The 17,999-nt window shown below is 72.0% G+C and carries 17 protein-coding genes and 1 pseudogene; 10 read left to right on the top strand and 8 right to left on the bottom strand.

Annotation, left to right across the window (positions count from 1 at the left end; genetic code table 11):
* Position 1: 1 nt before the first annotated feature.
* Both ACFZB9_RS10205 and ACFZB9_RS10200 read left to right on the top strand, forming a co-directional pair.
* Complete coding sequence (locus ACFZB9_RS10205; RefSeq protein ID WP_391445512.1) at positions 2-889, top strand: TIGR03621 family F420-dependent LLM class oxidoreductase; 888 nt, start codon at positions 2-4, stop codon at positions 887-889.
* Between the two features lie 214 nt (positions 890-1,103).
* Entirely contained in the window at positions 1,104-1,556 is a 453-nt protein-coding gene (locus ACFZB9_RS10200; RefSeq protein WP_391445510.1) for a DUF5709 domain-containing protein, read from the top strand.
* A 214-nt stretch (positions 1,557-1,770) separates the two neighbouring features.
* Here ACFZB9_RS10200 and ACFZB9_RS10195 read toward each other — a convergent pair whose 3' ends face one another.
* Positions 1,771-1,992: a hypothetical protein gene (locus tag ACFZB9_RS10195; protein ID WP_391445935.1), complete on the bottom strand. Its 222-nt coding sequence runs from the start codon at positions 1,990-1,992 to the stop codon at positions 1,771-1,773.
* Between ACFZB9_RS10195 and ACFZB9_RS10190 the strand changes: the two are divergent.
* Positions 1,906-2,265, top strand: a pseudogene (locus tag ACFZB9_RS10190) (response regulator transcription factor); the annotation flags it as partial. The gene ACFZB9_RS10195 and the pseudogene ACFZB9_RS10190 sit on opposite strands and share 87 nt — an antisense overlap.
* 30 nt (positions 2,266-2,295) lie before the next feature.
* Here the strand turns inward: ACFZB9_RS10190 and ACFZB9_RS10185 are convergent.
* Entirely contained in the window at positions 2,296-3,129 is an 834-nt protein-coding gene (locus ACFZB9_RS10185; protein ID WP_391445508.1) for a helix-turn-helix domain-containing protein, read from the bottom strand.
* 144 nt (positions 3,130-3,273) lie between these two features.
* Between ACFZB9_RS10185 and ACFZB9_RS10180 the strand changes: the two genes are divergently transcribed.
* Positions 3,274-3,651, top strand: a complete 378-nt coding sequence (locus tag ACFZB9_RS10180) for a VOC family protein (RefSeq protein ID WP_391445505.1) — start codon at positions 3,274-3,276, stop codon at positions 3,649-3,651.
* Between the two features lie 29 nt (positions 3,652-3,680).
* Complete coding sequence (locus ACFZB9_RS10175; RefSeq protein ID WP_391445503.1) at positions 3,681-4,097, top strand: SRPBCC family protein; 417 nt, start codon at positions 3,681-3,683, stop codon at positions 4,095-4,097.
* 122 nt (positions 4,098-4,219) lie between these two features.
* On the opposite strand, the gene ACFZB9_RS10170 is transcribed toward ACFZB9_RS10175, so the two are convergent.
* Complete coding sequence (locus tag ACFZB9_RS10170; protein ID WP_391445501.1) at positions 4,220-4,762, bottom strand: DUF1707 domain-containing protein; 543 nt, start codon at positions 4,760-4,762, stop codon at positions 4,220-4,222.
* Between the two features lie 202 nt (positions 4,763-4,964).
* Here ACFZB9_RS10170 and ACFZB9_RS10165 point away from each other — a divergent pair, with 202 nt between their 5' ends.
* The gene (locus tag ACFZB9_RS10165; RefSeq protein ID WP_391445499.1) at positions 4,965-5,393 is read left to right on the top strand and encodes a nuclear transport factor 2 family protein; all 429 of its coding nucleotides are present in this window, start codon (positions 4,965-4,967) and stop codon (positions 5,391-5,393) included.
* A 66-nt stretch (positions 5,394-5,459) separates the two neighbouring features.
* Here ACFZB9_RS10165 and ACFZB9_RS10160 read toward each other — a convergent pair whose 3' ends face one another.
* The 5 genes from ACFZB9_RS10160 to ACFZB9_RS10140 form a co-directional block, all read right to left on the bottom strand.
* Complete coding sequence (locus ACFZB9_RS10160) at positions 5,460-6,413, bottom strand: Gfo/Idh/MocA family protein (protein ID WP_391445498.1); 954 nt, start codon at positions 6,411-6,413, stop codon at positions 5,460-5,462.
* On the bottom strand, positions 6,410-7,654 hold the full coding sequence (locus tag ACFZB9_RS10155; RefSeq protein ID WP_391445496.1) for a trehalase family glycosidase: 1,245 nt from the start codon (positions 7,652-7,654) through the stop codon (positions 6,410-6,412). The genes ACFZB9_RS10160 and ACFZB9_RS10155 overlap by 4 nt, the downstream gene beginning before the upstream one ends.
* Positions 7,655-7,701: 47 nt before the next feature.
* Positions 7,702-8,919, bottom strand: coding sequence for an MFS transporter (locus ACFZB9_RS10150; RefSeq protein ID WP_391445494.1), 1,218 nt, complete (start codon positions 8,917-8,919; stop codon positions 7,702-7,704).
* On the bottom strand, positions 8,916-10,061 hold the full coding sequence (locus ACFZB9_RS10145; protein WP_391445492.1) for a zinc-binding dehydrogenase: 1,146 nt from the start codon (positions 10,059-10,061) through the stop codon (positions 8,916-8,918). The genes ACFZB9_RS10150 and ACFZB9_RS10145 overlap by 4 nt, the downstream gene beginning before the upstream one ends.
* Before the next feature lie 120 nt (positions 10,062-10,181).
* On the bottom strand, positions 10,182-10,904 hold the full coding sequence (locus ACFZB9_RS10140; protein ID WP_391445491.1) for a GntR family transcriptional regulator: 723 nt from the start codon (positions 10,902-10,904) through the stop codon (positions 10,182-10,184).
* Positions 10,905-11,163: 259 nt separating this feature from the next.
* Here ACFZB9_RS10140 and deoC point away from each other — a divergent pair, with 259 nt between their 5' ends.
* From deoC to ACFZB9_RS10120, 4 genes are all read left to right on the top strand, one after another.
* Positions 11,164-11,865 (top strand): deoxyribose-phosphate aldolase, encoded by a 702-nt coding sequence (gene deoC, locus ACFZB9_RS10135; RefSeq protein ID WP_391445489.1) that lies wholly within the window; start codon positions 11,164-11,166, stop codon positions 11,863-11,865.
* Between the two features lie 695 nt (positions 11,866-12,560).
* Complete coding sequence (locus ACFZB9_RS10130) at positions 12,561-14,822, top strand: WD40 repeat domain-containing protein (protein WP_391445487.1); 2,262 nt, start codon at positions 12,561-12,563, stop codon at positions 14,820-14,822.
* A 93-nt stretch (positions 14,823-14,915) separates the two neighbouring features.
* Complete coding sequence (locus ACFZB9_RS10125) at positions 14,916-15,491, top strand: hypothetical protein (protein WP_391445486.1); 576 nt, start codon at positions 14,916-14,918, stop codon at positions 15,489-15,491.
* 133 nt (positions 15,492-15,624) lie between these two features.
* Positions 15,625-17,928 carry a hypothetical protein gene (locus ACFZB9_RS10120; RefSeq protein ID WP_391445484.1) on the top strand — a complete coding sequence of 768 codons (2,304 nt, stop codon included), beginning with the start codon at positions 15,625-15,627 and terminating at the stop codon, positions 17,926-17,928.
* Positions 17,929-17,999: the final 71 nt, after the last annotated feature.

The raw sequence follows: 17,999 nt of genomic DNA, 5'->3' as shown, positions 1-17,999 counted from the left end.
CATGCGAAACTTCCGCTTCGGCGTCAACCTGGTCCCCTCGGGCGGGCGCAGTCAGTGGTCGGAGAGCTGCCGCACCGCCGAGCGCCTCGGATACGACGTGATCGCCGTCCCCGACCACCTCGGCGTGCAGTCCCCGCTCCTCGCCATGGTGGCCGCGGCCGCCGTCACCGAGCGGGTGCGCCTGACCACCTTCGTACTCAACAGCGCCTTCTGGAACCCGGTGCTGCTGGCCCGCGACCTGCTGACCGCGCACGAGCTCACCGGGGGCCGGGTGGAGGCCGGCCTCGGCACCGGCTACGTGCGGACCGAGTTCGAGCTGACCGGCCTGGACTGGGGCACCGCCGGCAGCCGGGTCGGACGGCTGGCCGAGACCGCCACCGCACTGCGCGCCCTGCTGGCGGAGCCGCGCGCGATCGGCTTCACCCGGCCCGTCCAGACGCCACCGCTGCTGATCGGCGGCAACGGCGACCGGGTGCTGCGGCTGGCCGCCGAGCAGGCGGACATCGTCTCGTTCAGCGGCGCGGTGCTGGCCGCCGGTTCGAAGCGCGGCACCGTGCAGATGATCGACGCCGAGGCGATGGACGAGCGGGTGGCGTTCTTCACCGCGGCCGCCGGTCCGCGCGCCGCGGAGGTGGAGCGCAACGTCTTCGTCCAGACCGTCCTGGTGACCGACGACCGCCGCGCCGCCGCGACGACCGCCCGCCGCCGCCTCCCGTACCTCAGCGTGGAGCAGATCCTGCAGGCCCCCACCCGGCTGATCGGCACCACGGAGGAGATCGCGGCCGAGCTGCTGGCCCGCCGCGAGCGCTTCGGCTTCTCCTACGTCAGCGTGCAGGAGCACGACATGACCACCTTCGCGCCGGTCATCGAGCTGCTGGCGGGGCGCTGAGGCCCGCCACCCCACCCCGTACGGTCGCCATCCGGCTACCTTCGGTGACAAATCGCTCCGCGAGCGCCGAATTCCGCGCACCGCACCGCCCGTCCCGGCTCTCGGCGTGCCGGGACGGGTGAGGTGTTCCAGCCTGGGAACAGGCAGGCAGAACAGGATCCGGACCGACGCCCGAGGAAGTGCATGCACAGTGGGACGCGAGGACGACCGCGCCATGGGCGATGACGTGTACCAGCCCGATGGCAGCGAGGTGACCGACGACACGGGCATTCTCGACCCCGAGGACACGCTCAGCGCCCGCGAGGCCGATCCGTACGACGAGGGCTGGTCGCCGCCCGAACGGCCGCTGGCCGTCGAGCAGGTCGGCACGACGGCCCAGGAGCAGGTGGACGGCGAGTCGCTGGACCAGCGCCTGGCCAAGGAGCTGCCCGACCCCGCCCTGCAACCCTCGTCCGGCGAGGACACCGACGGTATCGGTGACGCCGCCGACACCGACGGTGAGGCGCTGGACGGCGAGGTGGGCGACCTGCGGGCCGGGCGGCTGGTCGCACCGGAAGTCGGCGTCAACCACATGCTCGCCCAGGACGTGGGGATCGACGGCGCCGCGGCCTCGGCGGAGGAGGCCGCGATGCACGTCATCGCGGAGGAGAGCGACAGCCTGCTGTAGTGGGCCCTGCCGCAAACCCGCCGCTGCTGCACCTTCAGAAACCGCGCCGCTGACTGGGTGCCGAAGGCATCGTCGAAGGGGGCCCGGGCGGCGCTGATCACCGCCAGGGCGAGCAGCACGGTCGTCGTGGAGCAGAACACCACCAGGCCGATCACGATCGTCTGGAGCCTGCGCCGCTTGACCGCCGCTCGCGAGGCCCGCCACACCGCACCGGTCATGAGCTCGGCTCCAGGTTGCGCTCGCGGGCCACCTTGCCGTCCGCGACCTCGACCAGGCGGCTCGCGCAGCGGGTGGCCAGGTTGGGGTCGTGGGTGACGATCAGCAGGGTCTGCCCGATCTGGTTGAGGTCGATCAGCAGGTCCATCACCTGCTCGCCCGAGCGGCTGTCCAGCGCGCCGGTGGGCTCGTCCGCGAGCAGCAGGGCCGGGCGGTTCATCGGTTCGCGGGCGGCACCCCGCGGCCGTCCGCCGCCGTCGACACCCCGGCGCTCCACCGCGACCTGGCCCCGCTGACGCCGCGCGAGGCGGAGGTGCTCGCGCTACTCGGGCGCGGGCTGTCCAACACCGAGCTGGCGGCGCGGCTGACGCTGAGCGAGTCGACCGTGAAGACCCACGTGGCCCGGATCTTCGCCAAGTTGAACCTCCGCGACCGGGCGCAGGCGGTAGTCCTGGCGTACGAGACCGGGCTCGTCGCGCCGCGAGGAGGGTGAAAGGCCACACCGTTTCTGGGACGGATGCCGTCAGGGTGCGCAGCCCACGGACGCCACCGACGCCACGAGCCCTCGCACCGCCGTCGGGGTGTGGCCCAGGTACTGGCGCATGGTCCGGGTCAGATGGGCCTGGTCGGCGTATCCGAGGTCGGCGGCGAGGGTACTGAGACTCTTCTCGCCGGCCGCCAGGCGGTCGACGGCCCTGCCGATCCGGACCCGGTGGCGGTAGCGGGTCACCGACACACCGAGCTCACGCGGGAACGCCCGGCTCAGCCGGTAGGGAGAGACGCCGAGCAGCTCCGCCAGGGAAAGCAGCGTGTCCGAGGCCGGGTCTCCCTCGATGATCGCCTCGCGGGCGGCGGCCACGAGGTCCTGGTCGTGTCGGGCGCTCGCTGCGCCGACCGGTGTGCGGCCGGTCGTGGTCCGGCCGATGGCGGTGGACAGGAGAGCCAGCAGTTCCTCACAGAGCGCGTAGTCGATGTCCCCCAGCCGGGCAGCGGCGAGCAGGCGGCGGTGGGCCAGGTCCAGAGGTGCGTCGACGTAGACGGTGCGCGCGGCCTGCACCGCGGTCTCCCCGGCCAGTGAGCGCCACAGCGTCGGCGTCACACTGATCGCCGTGCAGACGTCGCCGCCGGCGGGGTGCGCGAAGCTCTCCTCCTCGCCGGGAGCCGCCACGTAGGCCAGCGTCGCGTCGAGGTCGGCGGGCACGTCGGCGGCCATCCGGCGGAACCGGCCTCGGCGCACCAGCACCACGCGGTGGTCGTCGCGGACCTCCGGTGCCGACCAGCGGACATGGTCGGAGCGGCACGCCACCGCGCTGATGTCGAACTCGGGACGGGTGGCGACGGGATCGACGGTGAGCACCCGTCGAACGCTACGCGGTGGGTCCGACAGGCCGCCGCGCAAGGATGTTCAAGACGGGGGCCCGCCGCCAGGAGCACGCTGACGGAGTGCGCGGGGCTGTTCCTCTCGCGCCTTGCCCCTACCGACAATTCAGGAGTCATCGGCATGCCTGTTCTCCGGCAGCTCAGCACCGTCGTCATCAACTGCGCCGATCCGGCCGCGCTCGCCGCGTTCTACCAGAAGGCCACCGGCTGGGAGATCACCTCCAGCGACCCGGCCTTCGCCTCGCTGGGCGGCGACGGCACCCCGGTCCAGCTCGCCTTCGCCCGCGTCGAGGGCCACCAGGCGCCGGCCTGGCCCGACAGCGCCGCGTCCACGCACCTCGACTTCACCGTCACCGACCTGCACGGCGCGACCGAGGAGCTGCTCGGCCTCGGCGCCTGCCGACCCGAGTTCCAGCCGGGCGACGGCCAGTGGATCGTCCTCACCGACCCCGAGGGCCACCCGTTCTGCCTCACCGCCGCCGACACCACCGAGAACTGAGCACCCTCGCAGAGAACGGAGACCACCCCATGGCATCCATCCACCGCGACGTCCTGATCGAGGACTCCCCCGAGAACGTCTGGGCCGCGATCCGGGACTTCGGTGAGGTCCACCTACGCCTCGCGCCGGGGTTCGTCACCGACACCCGCGTCGAGGGCGACACCAGGATCGTGACCTTCGCGAGCGGGGTCACGGTGCGCGAACTGATCGTCGACCTCGACGACGAGGCCCGCCGCATCGCCTACGCCGTGGTCGGCGGCTCCCTGGAGCCCCGTCACCACCATGCGTCCATGCAGGTCCTCGGCGACACCGAGGGCCGCAGCCGCTTCGTCTGGATCATCGACGTGGCACCGCACAGCCTCGCGGAGCCCATCGCCGAGATGGTCGACCAGGGGATCCGCGTGATCAAGCAGACCCTGGACCGCGAGGTCGCGCCGACCCGCTGAGCGACCGGCCGGCCACTGGTGGATCATGCTCGACCCCGAGGGCAACGAGTTCTGCGCGGCCGGGTGAGGGGACGGAGCCCCTGCCGGGGCACCGCCCGGGCCGGCCGGGACCGGCTGGGGCCTCAGCGCCGTGCGTGACGGATCTTCAGGCGGCCGAAGCCCATGGTCCCGGAGATCCGGATCGTCGGCCCGCTGGGGCGGGAGCGCCGCCGGGGCTTGTAGCGCGAGTCCTTCCATCCGGTGCTCAGCTCCTCGACGTCGACGATCGCGTCGCGGGGCACCGTGATCACGGCCCGGCCGGTGCCGAGCTGCAGCTCGATGTCGATGACCGGATGCTCGATGACCGCCCGGGACAGGTCCAGGTGCACCCTTCCGAAGGCGGACTCGACCTTGAGGAAGCGAGGCACCCGCCAGACGCCGCGCCGCTGGATCCGTCCGGCGGCGACGGCGATCGTGGACGTGGTGCCCGCGTTCTGCGCCGGGAGCGAGGCCAGAGCCGACACGAGCGCGCCGCGAGTCCCGGCGGTGAGCACCTGGTGGAGGCCGCCGTCCATCTCCTCGTGCGAGATGTGTCCTTCGGCGTACGCCTGCTGCAGGCGCTCCACGGCCGCGCCGCGGTCGTCCTCACCGATCGGTGCCTGCGGGTCTTCGGGCAGAGAGGTCACCGTCTCACTCTACTGCCGTGCCGACGATGCGAACGTGCCAAGGCCCTTGGCGGGCGGGACAGCTGACCTCGCCTGCGCACGCCGATGCGGTGGAGCGCCGTCGATCGTCGGTGACTGATCGTCAATTCGCTGGCCCGGTCCGGCCTCGGTGTGGGATCGTGCCTCGGCGTACGATGATCAACCATCAGGAAGGGGGCTCCCCATGAGCACGAAGGATCCGAAGGTCGACGCGATCGAACGGTTCTTCACCGCCTACGCCGCCGGCGACGTCGAAGGCATGAGCACCGTGCTGGCCGAGGACATCGAGTGGACGATCCCGGGCCGCCATCCGCTCTCGGGGACGAAGCGCGGTATCGCCGAGGTCCGCAGCTTCTTCGACCAGTTGGGCAAGGCGGGCTTCAAGGCCGAGCCGATCTTCTTCGGGACGAACGACGAGTATGTGGTCGACGTTCACCGTGGCTGGACGACTGAGGGCGTCGGCAAGGTGGACACCACGTGGGCCCTGGTCTGGCACTTCCGTGCCGACGGAAAGGTCGACCGGGTCGTCAACCTGAGCGGCGACCAGCACCAGATGGACGCCTTCGTCTGGGACAACTTCACCCTCGCCCCGCTTCCGGACCGGCTGGCCTGACGGGTTCTCGTCGGCCGGCGCGGGCCGGAGGCGGGTGAGGGGCGAAGGGGGCGGGGGGCGAGGGGGCTATGCGTAGGCACGCACCGCGTCGATGACCTGGGCGATGGCCCGGGACTGGCTGAGTGGGACGAGGTAGGCCTCCCGGTCCTGGAGCGCCCGGGTCACCTCCGCGACCATCAGCTGGTAGGGATCGACGGCCTGGTAGGTGCGCGAGAAATCGGCTGCGGCATCCCCCGAGACCTCAAGGACCGACGACAGCGAACCGGCCGTGAACGCGGGGTCGACGAGTCGGATGCTGCCGGTGCTCCCGTCGATCCGCAGGGTCTCCCGCCAGTCGCCGGTGAGCCCGCTGAAGACGTCCGCCGAACCGCCGCCCGGGAAGTCCAGGACGAAGGAGGTCAGGCGGTCGGCGGAGTGCGCGCTCCAGCGCTCCTGCCGCACGTCGCGCACCGCCGGCTGCTGCCAGCCGAACGCGGCGAGCGTGGCGGAGACGGCGTAGTAGCCGACGTCGTACAGTGCTCCGCCGCCCTGCGCGGGGTCGAGGCGGTAGTTCCCCGGAGCGGGTGCGATCCCGTCGAAGTAGGCGGCGACATGCCCGACTTCACCGACGGCGCCCTGGTCGATCAGGGCCTCCATGGCGCGGGTCCTCGGGTGCCAGCGGTTCCACGCGGCTTCCACCAGGAGCTTCCCCGCGGCGTCGGCCGCGGCCGTCATCGAGTCGATCTCCGCGGTGGACAGGGCGATCGGCTTCTCGCAGACCACGTTCTTCCCGGCCGCGAGCGCTGCCTCGACCCAGACGCGATGGGCGCTGTTGTGCAGCGCGATGTAGACGACATCCACCTCGGGATCACCGAGGAGCTCCTGGTAGGCGGCGTAGGTCTTCTTCGGCCCCAGCGCGGCGGCGCGCTGCGCGTCCCTGGCTGCCACGGAGTGCAGCGAGGCGTGCGCGGTGGCGTGGACCGCCGGCGCCAGGCTCGATGTGGCGATCGATCCCGCGCCCAGAAAGCCCCAGTTGATCACGTCTGCTCCCAGAGATTCTCGGCGTGGATGAGGTCGAGCACCAGGGAGCTCCATCCGAAGGACCGGGCGCCGTGCCCGGCCGCGTCGTACGGCCCGTAGCACTCACGCGTTCCGGCGTGCGCCACGAACTCGACGGTCCGTTGCGCCAGTGTGGTGGCGGCGGCCTCGTGGCCCCTGGCGCGCAGCCCCCCGTGCAGGTACCAGTTGAGGTTCAGCCAGCTGGAGCCCCTGAAAATGGCCCGGGTGCTGAAGTCGGGGTCGAAGGAGGGTTCGGTCGCGGCCACGCTGGAGATCGGGTAGCGGTGCCAGAACTCCCGTTCGTTGAGCAGGTGTTCCTTGATGAGGCGCTCGGCGTGGTAGTCGGGCACCGACTCCAGGATGATGGGGAAGAGGGCGCTGGCCGTGAGGACGTCGACCCGCTTCCCGGTCACCAGGTCCAGGTCGAAGAAGGCGCCCGCCTCGTCGTCCCAGCAGTGGCGCAGCAGCGCGTCGGTGATGGCCTGCGACCGTGCGGAGAGGGCCTGCGAGGTCTCGCCAGGAAGCCCGGCGACGCGCGCGAGGCGCGACAGCGACAGCAGCCCGTCGGCGTAGATGCTGTTGACCAGGACGTCGTTCCAGACGAAGGTGCGGTGCTCCCGCAGGCGGCTCTCCGGCGTCCGCTCGTGCGCGTAGGAGCCGATCAGCCCACGCATCGCCTGGTGCCAGTCGTCGGCGATCCGGCCGGGCGCGGACGCGTGAATACCCAGCGCACGGTCGTATTTGGGGCTCATGTCGAGCCCGGACTCATCGGGCTGGTAGATCTCCAGCAGGCCCGTCTGCGGACTCGTCCGGTGCTCCGCGAGCCAGGAGAAGAAGGCGAGGGCCGGCGGCAGGACCTCGGCGAGCCAGTCGGTGTCCCCGGTCGCCTCGAAGACCCGCTCCACGGCTCTGGCCAGGACGGGCGGAGCGATGGTGACGGATCGCCACCCCTCCCACAGGTCGATCCGGAACTCCGCTGTCGCCTGTGCGCGCAGGTCGTCCTGCCAGAGCACCATGTGGGGCAGGAAGCCCGTGGGTGTCACCGCCGAGACCAGGGAGCTGATCTCGGCCCGGGCCCTGCGGGTGTCCAGGTGCAGCAGCGAGATCGCGTGATAGCTGCTGTCCCAGGCCCACTGGAACGGATAGGTCTCCGGGGACGGGCAGGTGCAGTCGTACGGGAGGCCGGCTCCGGTGGAGTGTCCCGACCGATGGTTTCGTTCCAACGTCTCCCGGGCGGCCTCGGCCGCTCGGGAGACAGCTGAGTGGTTCTTCACTGATCCCCCGTGAAATCCATTGATGCCAGCTGAAGTTCGACCCGCGCGGGACGCCCGCGACGGGCTGCGGTGCCCAGGAGCAGCAGCACGACGGCCGCCGTGAGCAGGACGCCCTCGACCGCGAAGGAGCGGCGGACCCCGAAGTGGTCGGAGAGGGTGCCGAGGATCAACGGCGCCAGCATGATGGACACCGCGACGATGAGCTGCACCCGGGCGGTGGCCTGGTCGGTCCTGCCCCGCGCGGCCGCCACCGCGAGGGACAGCGTCAGCGGGAACAGGTTCGCGATGCCGAGCCCGGTCACCAGCAGCGCCGCGAGGGCGATCACCGTGCTCCCGCTCGTCCACAGCAGCAGGAAGCCCACCACGGTGACCGCCAGGGAGACGAGCACGAGTTGGGTGGTGGTGGCGCGTGTCGCGGAGAGCCGGCTGCCGGCGAGCCGCCCGAGCAGTTCGCCGCCGTAGAAGAGGCTCATCGCGGTGGCGGCCTGTCCGTCGGTGAGGCCGATGCTGCTGGTCAGCTGCGGGGAACCGTAGAAGACCAGGCAGAACTCGGCGCCGACGACGACTCCGGCCAGGGCCGCCAACAGCCAGTAGGCGGCCGGGAGTCGGCCCGCCGGCGCGGCCTCGCCGGTCGGTGACCGGCGGGGCCGCAGGGTCTCCTGCCCGAGCGTCAGGTACAGGCCGCCGGCGATCACCAGCGGCAGCAGCATGCTCGGGCTCCAGCCGACGCCGGCGGCCTGGCAGGCACCGATCACCAGCGGCGCCACCAGGGCGGCCGCGCTGGCACCCGCGTTGGCCTCGACGATGGCGCGCTCGCGCAGGGGGCCGTGATGCTGCGCCAGGACGGCGAGGACCGTGGTCTGCACCAGCGCGCCGCTCACGCCCATCACCGCCGCCGCGCTCAGCGTGACCGCCACGCTGGGGCCCACGGCGAGCAGCGCCGCACCGAGCACCAGCGTGCCGAGCGAGGTCCAGAAGACCCTGCGGTACCCGAACGCCCCGGTCAGCCGCTCGATCAGCGCGTTGGCGAGGATCGCCCCGGCGGCGAACACCGTCGAATGCGCGCTCATCATCGAATAGGACAGCCTGAAATCGTGCCGCAGCAGGGGCAGCAGCGGACCCAGCGCGTACAGGGCGTAGGCGTAGACCGAGAGTCCGCCGTAGGCCAGGCGGGTCTTCCCGTCCCGGACGAACGGGGGCGCCGCAACCGTCATATCCCGATCCCCACCGCTTCCGCGCGGTTGCGGGCGGAGAGCGGCTCCGCGGCCAGGAGGATCTCCGGGGCGAGCATGGAGGTCTTCATGGACGCGCCCTGCCCGTACTCGGTGAACGCCCGCAGCACGCCGCTCTCGTCGTGGATCGAGACTCTGGCGGTCACCAGCGGACGGGCGTCGACCAGGCCGGTCTCGATGAGGCGCAGCGCGACGCCGGAGACGTTGGCCGACCGGGTCATCGGGAACAGGCGGACGTCGAAGGGGGTGGCGCGCAGCTTCAGCCCCTTGGCCAGGATCATCCAGGTGTTGATCTGCTGGGGCACCGCGGTGGCGCCGTACAGGACGTACTCGCCGCCCGGGCGCAGCAGCCCCATGGCCAGCTCGCGGATGTCCTTCTCGCCCGGCTTCGCGGGCCCGATGTGGGGCAGCGCGTCGAAGACGTAGTCGGCGTACTGGTCGTGGTGTTCACGGACGAACTCGTCCAGCGCGGTGAACTGGGTGTCCGTGTTGAAGGCCGGCCCCGCACCGTAGGCCCGGGCCAGGTCGAGCCGGGCCTGGTTCTGGTCGAGCACCATGATCGAGCCCACCCCCAGGTACCGGCTGAGGACCTGGACGGCGAGGAGGGCGCTGGGGCCGCAGCCGAGGACGACGCAGGTGTCGCCGGGCTTGGGAGGGTTGAGCAGCAGGGAGCGGAGCACCGAGGTGAGGGGCTCGATGATCGTGGCCAGATCGGACGGCACGGATTCGGGCAGAACGACGGCCGCCGCCTGGTCCGCGTCATAGAAATTGCGTTCGGTGTACCAGGTCGTCTCCATGTTCCGAGCGCCCGGGAAGATCGGGCGCAGCGCCCGGTACTCGGCCATTCCGCCGAAGTCGGTCTGTCCCCAGTAGCAGACCCGGTCGCCGACCTCCACGGACCCCTGCAGTTTGCGTCCGACCTCCAGAACACGGCCGACGTACTCATGTCCGGGAATGATCGGCCATGATTCCGGAAAGAGGTGCCCGCGGAAGTAGGACACGTCGGTCGAACAGATGGAAACGGCCTCGGTGCTCATCAGGATCTCGTCCGGCTGGCAGACCGGGTCCGGCACCGTGGCACGCTCGATATGCCCGGGTGAGGTCATCAGGTACGCATACATCATGCCCCTAGAGTTAAATTCTGAAGCTTCCCGAAAAATGACATGTCAGTGCACCCGCCAGGAGCGGTTGGCGAGGGGATCCCTATGGGTTTTTCTCTGCTCCCCACCGAGGAGCCGGCGGACCTACTCGCCCGACGCATCCACCTCGAAGGCGACGTCCAGCACATACCGGCTGCTGACGTAGCGGGACTCGGTGAGTTCGATGGGCCGGTCGTCCTGGTCCAGGATGAGACGCTTCTCGATGAGCAGCGCGGATCCGGTGGGAATGCCCAGCAAATGGGATTCGAGGTCTCCGGCGATGTCCGCCCCGATGGACGAGTAACCCCGCTGGGGATATCTCCCCAGGCTGACCAGCGCCTCATGGATCGAGTGCGTGGCAGCATCCATCTCCAGGAGGGCCGAGAGCTCCCCCGGGAAGACCGCCCGTTCCAGTGCCACCGGGATTTCGTCCGCGAGGCGGATCCGGGTGACGGCGACGACCTGGGCGGGGTCGGTCAGACGGAGGCGATGGATCTCGTCGGCTTGCGCCTTTCTGGATTCCGATGAAATGAGCTTCGACGAAGGCACACGCCCTCTTCGGCGCATTTCCTCACTGAAGCGGACCAAGTTCTCCGCACGCCGTCGGGCGGGTGGCTCGGAAACAAAAGTACCGCGGCCGGACACTCGGTAGATCAGACCTTCGGCAACCAGGCCCTGCAGGGCCGCCCGGGCAGTCATACGACTGACTCCGAACTCGGCGCAGAGGTCGTTTTCCGAGGGCAACGGGTCATGTGCTCGCTGTTGCGCAATCCTCCCCCTAAGGACCTGCTCGATCTGGTGGTACCTGGGGGCAAAGTCCGCGCTCATACGCCGTTCCCTTCTGGATCGAACCATCTGTCCAGCTGTCTAGTCAACCGGATCAAACAGGACTTATCCGGACATAGATCCACAGAATGCTGCCCGAAACCGTGACACTCGCGGTATCGGATGCGACACATGGTCACCGTGCCGGGGGTCGCCCTCCTACCTGTATAGACAGCTGGAGCGCTCCTGCTCTATGGTGCCAGGGACGCGCTGATTCCGCTCATGCCTCGATTACCCATCACCAGGTAGGGACAACAGGCCTGTGAACACCACCAGCCTCACCGTCGCCCAGGTCGCCAAGATGATCGACCACTCGCTGCTGCGCCCCGAACTGACCGCGCGCGACGTGCACGAGGGCTGCGCCCTGGCCGCCCGCTACAACGTCGCCTCGGTCTGCGTGAAGCCGGCCGACGTGCAGCAGGCCGCCGAGGCGCTGGGGGACACCTCCGTCCTGGTCGGGACCGTGGTCGGCTTCCCGCACGGGGCCTCGGTGACCGCGGCCAAGGTCGCGGAGGCGCGGGCCGCGCTGGCGGACGGCGCGCGCGAGCTGGACATGGTCCTCAACATCGGCCGACTGCTGGGCGGCGACGACCGGGCGGTGCTGGACGACATCCGCGCCGTCGTCGAAGTCGCCCGATCCGGTGGGGCCTTGGTGAAGGTGATCTTCGAGAACGCGTACCTCACCGACGAGGCGAAGGTTCGCGCCTGCCGTCTCACCGAGGAGGCCGGCGCCGACTACGTCAAGACCTCCACCGGCTTCGCCCCGAGCGGCGCCACCCTGGAGGACGTGCGGCTGATGCGCTCCGCCGTCTCCGAGCGGGTGAAGGTCAAGGCCGCCGGGGGCGTCCGCACCCTCGACGTGCTGTTCGCCATGGTCGACGCCGGAGCCGTGCGGTTCGGTGCCACCACCACCGCCGCCATGCTGGACGATCTCGCCGCCCGCCTCGCGCAGGGCCTCTCCTAGGGTCTGTCCCAGACGCTGCCCCAGGGGCTGTCCCGGGGCCTCCCCCGGAGCCCGTCCGCCCGAAGCCCGTCCCCCTGACTCCGTATCAGCCGGTGCCGCACCTGACAGTCGGCACCGGCTGATACGGCTTTCCCGCTGATACGGCCTTCCCATGGCGCCGGTGCCCGCCGGTGCCCTTTCGGGCAGCCTTCACACATGAAATTTGATCAACCACCAGCAACATGGTCTGATATCCCCGCCAGGCACCACGAGGGGGATCGATGAGCCTGTCCGCATCGTCTTCAGCCGTGCCGCCAACCGTGGCCATGGGGGAATCGGACGTCTCGCGCGGATGCGCGGATCGGGCCGGAGGCGCTGCTCAGAGCGCGAACTCCACACCCTCGGAGGTCATGGGCCTTGACGTCCAGCCAGCTGCGGGAAACGCCCCGCCACCCCCGCTCCCGAATTGACGGGAACCGCCCCCGTGTTGAGGGGAACCGCTCGCGGGTTGCCGTCGTCCTATCGCGGGAGTGCTTGACGTCGCGTCAGGTCTACGCCCGTAGTTCGCGCCCCGCGCGAGCGACGCCGCAGCCCTGACTCCGTACCTCCTCCGGCACCGGCCCGCACGCGGCCCACGCGCGCCGAGCCCCTGCCCCGGAGACCCTGCTGACCACTGGTCGGCCCTACCAGGTGAGTGAACAGGAGAGAGGATCCGCATGTCGGAGATCGCCGGACCAGCCAGCGCCGAACCAGCCGGCGCCGGATCGGCCGTTGCCGGCCTACGGCTGCTCAGCGAAGGCGCGGACCACCTGCCGGGTGGTGCCACCGAGGTGTTCCTCGGCCTGGACGGCGCGTTCCGCGTGACGGCCGGGGCCCAGGTCCGGACGGGCACGGCCGACACCGCGTTCCTGCGCCGGGTCGCCACCGAGCTGCGCACCGCACCCGCCGGTGCGCCGGCGGGTGCGGCCCCGGCGGGTGCGACACGCAGCCTGACCAGTACCGGCGTTCCCGGGAACGCCGACGCGGTGTGGAGCGAGGGCACCGCTCACCCGGTGCCCGCGTTCGCCGCGCTGCTCGACGCGCTGGCCGCACGGGTGCTCCGCCCGGCCGACCCGGCCGCCCTGCCCGCGGCCCTGCTGCGGCTCGACCCGGCCACGGCGGCGGTCGACACCGGCCGGGCCGTGGCCACCATCGGCGTGGTGCGCGGCCGCACGGCCTACGCGCTGGCCGAACCGGACGGCTCGTTCGGCCTCACCGCCCTGGACGACGCGCAGCCCCTGGGCGGCTCGGGCCCAGAGGCGGGGCTGCTGCCGACGGCGGTGGCGCTCGGCGCCGTGGCCGGCCGCGAGCTGTTCGCCGTCGGCGGTGCGGACGGTGCGGTGCAGGTCTGGGACGCCGTCTCGGGCGCGGTGCTGCACGGGACTTCGGGCGGCGAGGGCGCCCAGGCCGTGGCGGCGGCCCTGGTCCAGGACCTGCCGCTGGCCTTCTCCGGCGGCGCCGACGGGGGTGACGTGCGGGCGATGCGCGCCGACACCGGCCAGGCACTCGGCACCCTCTCGGTCAACGGCAACGGGGCCGACGTGCTCTGCGCCGCACGCTGCGCCGACCTCGACCTGCTGGCGGCGGCCGGCCAGGACGGGGTGATCCGAGTCTGGGACGTGGCCTCCGGAACGCAACTGCACCTGCTGGTCGGGCACATCGGACCGGTGGCCGCGCTCGCGGTGCTGAGCCTGGGCGACCAGGCGGTGCTGGCCTCGGGCGGCGCCGACCGGCGGATCCGGCTCTGGGACCTGGCGACCGGCCAGCCGGTGGCCGAACTCGACGGACACACCGCGACCGTCACCGGGCTCGCCTTCACCGAGGTGGCGGACCGCCCGGTGCTGGCCTCCTGCGCGCTGGACGGAACGGTCCGCACCTGGGACGTCCGCCGGGCCGAGGCCCTGCACGGCTGGCCGGTCGGCGAGGAGTGGCTGACCGGCATCGTCGCCGTCGCCTCGGGCGCCGGCCCGGTGCTGGTGGTCGGGCAGCAGAACGGCCGGCTCTCGCGCTGGGTCGCCGCGACCGGCTCGACGCTGGGCGAGTTCGCGGTCGCGGGCGCGGCGGTGCACCCGGTCACCGCGCTGGCGGGCGGCGAGCTGACGGGCCGTCCGATGCTGGCGGCGGGATACGGCGACGGCACGCTGCGGCTGTGGGACGCGGGGATCGGCGTCGAGCTCTACGCGCTCGCCCCGGACGGCGGCCCGATCACCTCGCTGGCGCTCGCTCAGGGCGGCCCCGACGGACCGGTGCTGGTCTGCGGGACGGCCGCCGGCGCCGTCCGCAGTCACGCGCTGCGCGACGGCGCGGCGCTCCCCGTGCCCGCCCCGCACGCGGGCGCCGTGACCGGGCTCGCCTTCGGTGCCGGCGGCGCCGGCGCCGTCCCGGCGCTGGTGTCCGCGGGCGCGGACAGCACCCTGCGGGTCCGGTCGGCGCTCGACGGGACGCCCCTGCTCCAGCTGGCCACCGGCCAGGGCGGTGTCACCGCGCTCGCCGCGGGAGAGGCCGGCGGCCACCTGCTGCTGGTGAGCGCGGGGCGCGACCGGACGGTACGGCTCTGGCACGGCGTCAGCGGGCAGGCGGGCCCGGTCTGCGAGGGCCTGGCCGCACCCGCCGAGACCATCGCGTTCGGGGTGTTCGGCGGGCGTCCGGTGGTGATCGGGGGCGGCACCGACGGGTCGGTGCTGGTCTGGGAGGTGCACGACGGGAGCCGGGTCGCCGCGCTCACCGGCGGTTCGGCGGCAGTGCGGACGCTGGTCGCGCAGGAGCTCGACGGTGAGACCCTGCTGGCCGCCGGCGACGAGCAGGGCACCCTGCGGCTCTGGCACCTGCCGAGCGGCACCCTGCTCAACGAGGCGGGCCTGGCCCAGGCCGCGCTCGCCATCAGTTTCGCGGACACCGGTCTCACGGTCGTCGGCCCGGGCGGGGTCACCACGCTCTGACCTCCGGGCCGGCGCTGCGCGTCGGCACCCGGAGGTCCGCTCTGTCGTCCCGGCTGTCCACAGCCGACTCTAGGAAGCCCGCGGGGGGAATTGATGGCTGGTACCGGCGTACAGATCGACCTGGACACGGTCGAGGCGACCGCGAAAAAGATCCACGGCCTGCTGGACGAGCTGACCACCGCCACGGCGAAGCTGAACGCGGTGATCCAGCAGGTCCAGCCGTCGGTGTACGGCACCGACGCGCTCGGCAAGGCGCTGACCGGCGGCAGTTCCTCGGTCGGCGGCCTCGCCGACCACCAGAAGCAGGTGCTGGCCGGCATCCAGGACTACCTGACGAACTCCACATCGATGGCGCAGAACCTCACCCTGATGTGCCAGCGCCACCGCACGAACGACGGCGAACAGGCCGCCAACCTGAAGGGCATCGGGAACAACGGCGACACCACCTCGCCCACCCTGCCGGACCGGGAGCCGATCAGGACCGATCCGACGCCGACCCCCACGGACGACCCGACCAAGGGCAAGGCCTACCAGGACGACCCGACCAAGGATCCGACGTACAAGGATCCGACCGCGCCGACCCTGCCCGCCGACAGCACGAAGAAGCAGCCCGCCAACGACGTCGGCGTCCAGCGCGGCGCCGGGGGCGGTGGGCACCAGCTGATCTGAGCAGGACCCTCCACCGGGCCGGGCAGACCCGGCCCGGTGGAGCCGCGGCGCGCCGCCGCACACCCGTTCACCCGTCCTGGCTTTCACCCGTCCTGGCCAAGCCGAACCGTCCCGTCGAGGAGAGTGCGTCGCCGTGATCGAACTGCCCAGTGATCTCGCCGAGGTCCTGAAGACCGTCCAGAGCAACAAGGACGGTTCGAGCATCGTCTTCCCCAACGCGGACGAAGACCTGATCGGGCAGCTCGCGCAGGCCTGGGACACCTGGAAGTCCGTGGCCGAGAGCCACATCCCGGCCATCGTCAGCAGCGCCTCGCAGGCCGCGTCGTCGATGTCGGGCGAGGCGGCGGACAGCTTCCAGGACTACCTGCGCAAGTACGGCAGCGGGGAGGACTCGCACGCGGCGACCACGCTGGCGGCCGGGCGGGCGATCGGCGACTCGCTGCACTCGGCGAGCACCGCCGTCGCGCACACCAAGACCGAGATGATCCGCGAACTCCAGTACACCAAGGAGTGGATCGCCAACAACCCGGCCGGGAAGCACGACGACATCGCGCAGTCGGACGGCGTCAAGAAGGCCGCCGACCTCTACAACTCCTACATCGGCCAGGTCGGCGCCAACGTCAACACGATGCTGCGTCAGAACAGCGGCTTCGTGGAGGCGATGACCGGCGCGGGCGCGGTCTGCAAGCTGCCCGGCGGCGGCCCCTCCGGCGGTTCGGGGATCAACCCCGTCACCGGCCTGCCGAACGGGACGACGTCGGGCCCGCCGCTGCCCACCGGCGTCGATGCGCTGGGGCCCAACGGCCTGCCGCTGCCCACCCAGGTCGACGCGCTGAAGATGCCGGACGGCACGATGGCCGGCGGCCCCGGGGGCACGGGGACCCCGGGGATCACCCCGTACAGCCTCGGCACCAGCGGCACCTCCGGCGGCCCCGGCGGGACACAGGCGCCGCTGCCGTTCCAGATGCCCAACGCCACGATGCCGTCCCTCCAGTCGAAGGACGGCACCTCACCGTCGTTCAGCCTGCCGGGCACCGGGCAGCTGAAGCCGTTCATGACGGACACCGGCACCGCCCCCACATCGCCCATGAGCAAGGACGGCATGCCGGTCTTCCAGCCGCTGTCGACGACCGCCCCGAAGCTGGACCTGGCCGGGCTGGACGGAACGCCCGGGTGCACCCCCAACATCTACTCCACCGGCAACACCGGCACCTCCAAGCTGAGCCCCTGGCAGAGCGGGTCCCCCACGCTGCCCTCCTTCACCGGGCGCGACCCCCTCAACACCGGCAACCCCTCCTCCAGCGGCGGGCCGATGACCGGTCTCAACTTCCCCGCGCCGATCAGCACGACCGGCGGTTCCGACATCGGCAGCGGGACGAAGATCCCCTTCAACCTCCCCACGCCCGGCGGCACCGACAAGCTCGGCTCGCTGTCGCTCGCCGGGCTCAACGACGGCACCGGCGGCACGGGTGGCTCGGGCAGCTTCGGCGGGGGCGGCGGCGGAGGCGGCGGAGGCGGCGGCCTCGGGCTCGGCGGCTCAGGCGTCGGCGGCGGGGGCGGCAGCGGCCTGAACCTCGGCGACGCGAGCGGCAGCGGAGTGGGCGGGGCCAACCTCGCGGGGGCGGCCGGCAGCGCGGCCCTGGGCAGCTCCGTCGCAGGGGAGGTCGGCGCGGCCGAGTCCACCGCCGCCTCGCTCGGCTCGCAGGCGGCGCGGTCCGCCGGCGGGGCCGGCAGCGCCGCGCGCAGCGGGACGCCCATGGCGGGCGGGGCCGGCGCGCTCGGGCGAGGCGGCGGCGCGGGCAAGACGGAGCGCAAGGGCAAGTCCAAGTACGTCCGGCCAACCCGGTTCGGTGCCGAGATCGCGGACGAGGAGGACGAGGCAGCGCTGACCGACCGGGGCATCGTCGGGGTGGCCGGCGACGCGCGGCAGGGCGACCGCAGCTGGCAGCGGCTGCGCCGCAACTGGCTGGACGGCGCCCGCACCGAGGGCGGCGGGGCGGTCGAGGACCGCGCTGCGGAGCCGACCGCCGGACCGCAGACCACCGAGGAAAAGCACACCCTGGCCACGCAGTTGACCAGCGCGATCCTGGGCACCGACCCCGACGCGGCCCCCGCGGCCGGGCCGGGCGGGGACGGCACGGCACTGGTGGGCGGCGCGGCGCCGGCCCACGAGGCGCGGGTCCACGAGGAGGCGGCGGATCGGACGGCGACCGAGGCCGCGCCGCCGTCCGCCGAGGACTCCTACTTCGACCGGGCCAGGAGTGCCGCCGCCCGTCGCGGCCACCCGGACGCACCCCAGTCCGACGCCGCGCCGGCCGCTCCCAAAAAGGCGCCGCTGCGGGAGGAGGGCGGCTACCAGGTGCCCAGCCCCTTCCTGCGGGCGGCGCTCGCCAAGCTCGCCGACGCCGGGGCGCTCGAAGGCGCCGGAGCGGCCTAGGGATCTGCGAGCCCCGCCCCCGTGACGCGGGCGGGGCTCGCAGACTCCGGACGGACCCACCGACCACGTTC

The organism is Kitasatospora sp. NPDC008050 (assembly GCF_042957465.1).
GTDB lineage: Bacteria > Actinomycetota > Actinomycetes > Streptomycetales > Streptomycetaceae > Kitasatospora.
The sequence above is the reverse complement of the archived record's forward strand: the minus strand, read 5'-3'. Positions and strand labels throughout refer to the sequence as shown.